Here is a 6,128-nt window from a genome sequence, read left to right as displayed (position 1 = left end):
CATCCTCGGCCTCGGAAGGCTCCGCCTACGCGGACCATGCGGCGCAAATGACGAATTCCTGCTCGCCGCCACCGCCCAGAACCTCCGGAAGCTGGGGAAGATCTTTCCCGCACCGCAGAAACCGCGAAACGCCTGAAGGGAAACGCGCTTGAGCCAATCACGAGCGCCAATATTCTGCGCTCGCGAGCAGGAGTTTTTCCACAGAATCGGCAGAGAGCCGCCTTTCGCTGCGAGCTTCACGAATGTCAGCCTCTCGGCCAACGGCCCAGCCGCGAAAGCCGAACCGCAAGCCCGTTCTCTTCGCGCGACTACTCGGAATTGAAGTTGAAGGCATCGCGGTAAATGCGCCACGAGCCGTCATCCTGCCGACGGAATATGGTCAGGAATTTCCCCTCGACCGCATTGTTCACGGTGAAATTCCCACGCGAAAACGCCCAGTCCCCCGTCACGACGACTTCCTCGGATACGATCTCCATGGCGGCAGGTGGCTTGGCGAAACGCTCGGGTGTCCCCGGCGCGAAGGTCGCGAAATCCACGGCCGGGGCGCCGGGCGGCAATCGAATGCCCTCTTCATCCCATAGGCCGAGCCAGGTCTCCGCGTCGCCGGCGACGCGCGCCTCGGTGTATGTCGACCAGATGTCGAGGATCGCTTGCTCGTCCGAGGCGGGGTCGGCGAAAGACGGCGCGGGCAAGGTGAAGGCGGCCACGGCGAGGGCGGCCAGGGTTGCTCTGGGGATTTCGATCACGGGTTTCCTCCCAACCAATGGTGTCGTGCCGAGAGGATTCCCCAATCTTCGCATCCCGATATTGACATGAGTCAGATCGGCCGGCGAAACGCGCGCCTTGCGCAAAGCTGCACGCGCGATCCGGTCGATTTCCGGGAAGGTTGACCGGCTGTCCGCAGCGGTCGCGATCCTGTTCTAGGGCCTGTGGCTCCCCGGCCTAAAAAGGACGCGACGCCGCACGCGAACCGACCCTGTCCCCAACCAAAGGCGGCCGGAACCTTTCAGCCGGTCCCGCCCATGCGGCGGGGTCACCTTCCCGGCAACCTCCGGACTAAAGCGCCTCCCAGAAGGCTTCCGCCGCGGGGCCCAGATGGCGGTCCTCGGACCGGACTTTCCGCAATTGGCGCCGGGTCGTCGGGTCCGTGGGCATCAGGAAGGCCAGCTCGTCGGGCTGGTGCTGCACGGCACCGCGCGGCAGCACCGTCGCCCCGAGACCGGCGCGCACGAAGGACAAGAGCGCGGTCGTGTTGCGGGCTTCCAGATTGCATGCCGCCAGCAGGCGCGGCACGCAATCATGCGCGACGAGGTGGCAGAGCGGGTTCGCGATGATCGGTTCGCGTTCGAGCAGGGCCCAGGACAGCGCGGCACTGTCCGCCGCCGCCCGCGAGATCGCGCCGTCCTTCCGGCAGACGATGCCAAGATCGTCCTCGAGGATCACGTTGCCGTCCGCCGGATCGTCCGAAGACGCCGACAGGATGCCGATATCGGCCGCGTCGAGCTTGACCCGCCGGCGCACCGCCGCGCTGTCCACGTCGCTGATTTCGAGCCGCACGTCCGGGCGGATGCGGCGGAACGCGGCGATGACCCCGGGCAGGACGGTGATGGCCGCTGACGGCACCGCGGCGATGCGCACCGTGCCCGCGGTCGAGATCGCGTGCCGTCCGATGGCCTCGACGCTGCGCGTGAAGGCGTCCGTGGCGCGGCTGCTTTCCTCGAGCACGCGCTGGCCGAGCGGCGTCAGCCGGTTCTTGCGGTCGGTCTCGAAGAGCGGGGCACCGATATGCGCCTCCAGTTGCGCAAGGGTCATGGACACCGCCGAGGGCGTCCGGGCAAGGAGCCCCGCCGCCGCGGTGAGCGATCCCTGCTCGGCGACGATCCGGAAGGTGCGCAGCATCTCGAGCTTGATGGCCATTACAGATTTCCTGAAATTACATTCAGATATTCAAGATAGCCTGAATTTCCTCTCCCCGTTAAGGACTGATGTCAAGCAAAACGAGGATGAGCGCGATGCAAACCGGACTCTATATCGACGGCCGCTGGGAAACCGGCGAGAGCGAGATCGAAAACCGCAACCCGTCGGATGTGTCGGACCTGATCGGCCATTACGCACAGGCCAGCGCGGAGCAGCTGGATGCGGCGCTCGACGCGGCCAGGCGCGCGCAGAAGGCCTGGTGGGCCGCGGGCATCCAGAAGCGCCACGACGTGCTGATGGCGATCGGCACCGAGCTCATGGCCCGCGCCGAGGAGATCGGGCGGATCGTGGCGCGCGAGGAAGGCAAGCCGCTGGCCGAGGGCAGGGGCGAGGTCTATCGCGCGGGGCAGTTCTTCACCTATTACGCCGGTGAATGCCTGCGCAATCAGGGCGATCTGGCCGAAAGCGTGCGTCCCGGGGTCGAGATCGACGTGCGCCGCGAGCCGGTGGGCGTGGTGGCGATCATCTCGCCCTGGAACTTCCCCGTGGCGACGCCCGCCTGGAAGATCGCCCCGGCGCTCGCCTTCGGCAATGCGGTGGTGTGGAAACCGGCGAACCTGACACCAGCCAGCGCGGTCGCCCTGACCGAGATCATCGCCCGGCAGGACATCCCGGCGGGCCTGTTCAACCTCGTCGCGGGGCCGGGCCGCGCTGTCGGGCAGCGCCTGGTGGAAAGCCGCGACGTGGCGGCGATCAGCTTTACCGGCTCCGTCCCCGTGGGCCGCGGCATCGCCGCCTCGGCCATCGCGAACATGACCAAGGTGCAGATGGAGATGGGGTCAAAGAACCCCATGGTCATCATGGAGGATGCCGATCTCGATCTCGCCGTGGCCTGCGCCTCCGGTGCGGCTTTCGGCGCGACGGGGCAGAAATGCACCGCCGCCTCGCGGCTGATCGTGCACGAGGCCGTGCATGACGCCTTCGTCGAGAAGCTGGTCGCGGCGGCAGAGGCGTTCAAGGTCGGTCACGCGCTGGAAGAGGGCACGCAGCTCGGCCCCGTGGTCAGCGCAAGCCAGCTCGCGCAGAACCTCGACTATGTGCGGATCGGCAAGGAAGAGGGCGCGGAGCTTTTGTGCGGCGGCGGCCGGCTCGACCGCCCGACCGAGGGTTATTACATGGCCCCGGCGGTCTTCGCGAGCACCCTCAACGACATGCGCATCAACCGCGAGGAGATGTTCGCGCCGATCACCTGCGTGATGAAGGCGGGCAGCTACGACGAGGCGCTCGCCATCGCCGATGACACCGATTTCGGCCTGACCGCCGGGATCATGACCCGCAGCCTCGCCCGCGCCAGCCATTTCCGCGCCAATATGCGCGCGGGCTGCGTCATGGTGAACCTGCCCACGGCGGGCACCGATTACCACGTGCCCTTTGGCGGCCGTGGCGCCTCGTCCTACGGCCCGCGCGAGCAGGGTAGCTACGCCGCCGAGTTCTACACCACCGTGAAGACCGCCTATGTCGCGGCGGGCGCGCCGGCATGAGCGTGCTGATCGACGGGCTGCAATATGCCAACTGGTCCGAGAAGATCTTCCGCCAGATGCGCGCGGGCGGCGTGGACGCGGTGCATGTCACCATCACCTATCACGAGACCTTCCGCGAGACCGTGCTGCAGATCGAACGCTGGAACCGCTGGTTCGAGCAATATCCCGACCTGATCTTCCAGGGCCGCACCGCCGCCGACGTGACGCGGGCGCAGGAGACCGGCCGCACCGCGATCTTCTTCGGAGCGCAGAACCCCTCCTGCATGGAGGACGATATCGGGCTTATCGAGATCCTGCACACGCTGGGCCTGCGCTTCATGCAGCTGACCTACAACAACCAATCGCTGCTGGCGACGGGCTGCTACGAGGACGACGATACCGGGCTGACCCGCATGGGCCGCGAGGTCGTGACCGAGATGAACCGCGTGGGCCTCGTGGTCGACATGAGCCATTCCGGCGAACGCTCGACACTGGAGGCGATCGAGCATTCGACCCGCCCCATCGCGATCACCCACGCCAATCCCGCGCGCTGGCACCCCGCGCTGCGCAACAAATCCGACACCGTGCTGAAGGCCCTGGGCGAGACCGGCGGGATGCTGGGCTTCTCGGTCTATCCGCATCACCTGAAGGGCGGCAGCGCCTGCAACCTGCAGGATTTCTGCGACATGGTCGCGCGCACCGCCGATCTGATGGGCAGCGGCCATGTGGGGATCGGCACCGATCTCTGCCAGGACCACCCCGACAGCATCGTGGAATGGATGCGGACGGGCCGCTGGACCAAGCGGATCGATTACGGCGAAGGCAGTGCCGCGGCCCCCGGCTTTCCGGAGATGCCCGGCTGGTTCGCCGACAATCGCGACTTCGGAACCATCCGCGCGGGTCTCTGCGCCGCCGGGATGAGCGATGCGGAGGCGGGCGCGGTCATGGGAGGAAACTGGCTGCGCTTTTTCGCGAAGAGCTTCGGCGCGGCGCAAGGGTCGGACGACACCGTCGCGCGCGCCGCGGAATAACCCCCGCACGGGAGGCGGGACTTACTTTTGGGGAGGAAAACCAATGACCGATACGACTGACACGGGCGGCCTTGCCGCGGGACTGGGACGGGTGGACAAACCCCTGTTCGCCATCACCGGGGGCTTCATCGCGCTCTTCTGCGCGCTGGCGCTCTTCGACATCGACCTGCTGTCCGGCATGGTCGACTGGGGCTTCAACTTCGCCGCCACCTATTTCGGCCTTTACTGGCAGGTGCTGCTGCTGGCCACCTTCCTGATCGGGCTGGTGCTCTGCATCCTGCCCGGCAGCAAGACGCGCATGGGCAACCTCGCCAAGCCGGAATTCACGATCTTCCAGTGGGGCTCGATGATCATGTGCACGCTGCTGGCGGGCGGCGGCGTGTTTTGGGCGGCGGGCGAGCCCATCGCGCATTACCTCTCGACCCCGCCGCTCTTCGGTGATCTGAGCGCCGATCCGCGGGCCCAGGCCCATGCCGCGCTGGCGCAAAGCTTCCTGCATTGGGGCTTTCTGGCCTGGGCGATCCTCGGCTCGCTGACCACCGTCATGCTGATGCATTACCATTACGACAAGGGCCTGCCGCTGGCACCGCGCACGCTGCTCTATCCGCTGTTCGGCGACCGGGCGATCAACGGGCCCATCGGCCTGATCGCCGATGCCTCCTGCATCATCGCCGTCGTCGCGGGCACCGTCGGACCGATCGGCTTTCTCGGCCTGCAGATGTCCTATGGCCTGAACGCGCTTTTCGGCATCCCCGACACCTTCGCCACCCAGACCGTGGTGATCCTCGCGCTGGCCAGCGTCTATACCGTCTCGGCGATCTCGGGCCTCTCGAGGGGCATCCAGCTTCTCTCCAAGGTCAACGTGATCCTCGCTTTCGTGCTGCTGGCCTTCATGCTCGTCGCCGGGCCGACCTTCTTCATCTTCGACGGCTTTGCCGGCGGCATGGGCGTCTACCTGTCGAACTTCTTCGACATGGCGATGTATCGCGGCGAGGCGGGCCTGTTCGGCGCGCCAGGCTGGCTGGGCTGGTGGACGGTGTTCTTCTGGGGCTGGTTCCTGGGCTACGGGCCGCTGATGGCGATCTTCATCGCCCGCGTCAGCCGTGGCCGATCGATCCGCTCGATCATCCTGATGCTGTCGATCCTCGCACCCGTCGTCACGAATTTCTGGTTCACCATCATCGGCGGCACCGGCATCGCGCTGGAGCAGATGACCCCCGGCGTGATCTCGGGGCCGTTCGAGGGCTTCAACCTGCCCGCGGGACTTCTGGCCACCACGCAGGCGCTGCCGATGGGCTTCCTGCTGTCGCTTCTGTTCCTCGTGCTGACGATGATCTTCGTCGCCACGACCAGCGACTCGATGAGCTACGTGATCGCCACGTCGATGTCCGACGACAACCCGTCGCCCATGCTGCGCGCCTTCTGGGGGCTGGCCATGGGGGTGATGGCGCTGATCCTGATCTCGACAGGATCGGGCGGCATCGGCAAACTGCAAAGCTTCATCGTGGTCACCGCGGTGCCCGTGTCGCTGGTGCTGCTGCCCTCGCTCTGGGACGCGCTGCGCATCACCCTGATGCTGGGCAGGAAAGCCTGAGCCGACCGCTTGGGGCGCGGGCGGGCCGAACCCGCCCGCGCCATGGACCGACCATTCGCGAGGATA

5 protein-coding genes are annotated in these 6,128 nt (G+C 66.6%); 3 read left to right on the top strand and 2 right to left on the bottom strand.

The window, feature by feature from the left end; genetic code table 11:
* Positions 1–308: 308 nt before the first annotated feature.
* Together BW990_RS11380 and BW990_RS11375 are read right to left on the bottom strand one after the other, a co-directional pair.
* Positions 309–707 carry a YybH family protein gene (locus BW990_RS11380; protein ID WP_159441636.1) on the bottom strand — a complete coding sequence of 133 codons (399 nt, stop codon included), beginning with the start codon at positions 705–707 and terminating at the stop codon, positions 309–311.
* A gap of 349 nt (positions 708–1,056) precedes the next feature.
* Positions 1,057–1,917 (bottom strand): LysR family transcriptional regulator, encoded by an 861-nt coding sequence (locus tag BW990_RS11375; protein ID WP_076448151.1) that lies wholly within the window; start codon positions 1,915–1,917, stop codon positions 1,057–1,059.
* Between the two features lie 95 nt (positions 1,918–2,012).
* Here BW990_RS11375 and BW990_RS11370 point away from each other — a divergent pair, with 95 nt between their 5' ends.
* From BW990_RS11370 to BW990_RS11360, 3 genes are read left to right on the top strand one after another with little or no spacing between them, the layout of a single operon-like run.
* On the top strand, positions 2,013–3,458 hold the full coding sequence (locus tag BW990_RS11370; protein WP_407690135.1) for an aldehyde dehydrogenase family protein: 1,446 nt from the start codon (positions 2,013–2,015) through the stop codon (positions 3,456–3,458).
* A complete protein-coding gene (locus BW990_RS11365; RefSeq protein WP_076448149.1) occupies positions 3,455–4,468 on the top strand; it encodes a membrane dipeptidase in 1,014 nt (337 codons plus the stop codon). The genes BW990_RS11370 and BW990_RS11365 overlap by 4 nt, the downstream gene beginning before the upstream one ends.
* 43 nt (positions 4,469–4,511) lie before the next feature.
* Positions 4,512–6,062 carry a BCCT family transporter gene (locus tag BW990_RS11360; RefSeq protein ID WP_076448148.1) on the top strand — a complete coding sequence of 517 codons (1,551 nt, stop codon included), beginning with the start codon at positions 4,512–4,514 and terminating at the stop codon, positions 6,060–6,062.
* The last annotated feature ends 66 nt before the right edge of the window (positions 6,063–6,128 follow it).

This window comes from Roseivivax lentus (assembly GCF_900156805.1).
In the GTDB taxonomy this organism is placed as follows: Bacteria; Pseudomonadota; Alphaproteobacteria; order Rhodobacterales; family Rhodobacteraceae; genus Roseivivax; species Roseivivax lentus.
Note: the sequence above shows the minus strand (reverse complement) of the source record. Positions and strands in the feature narration are given on the sequence as shown.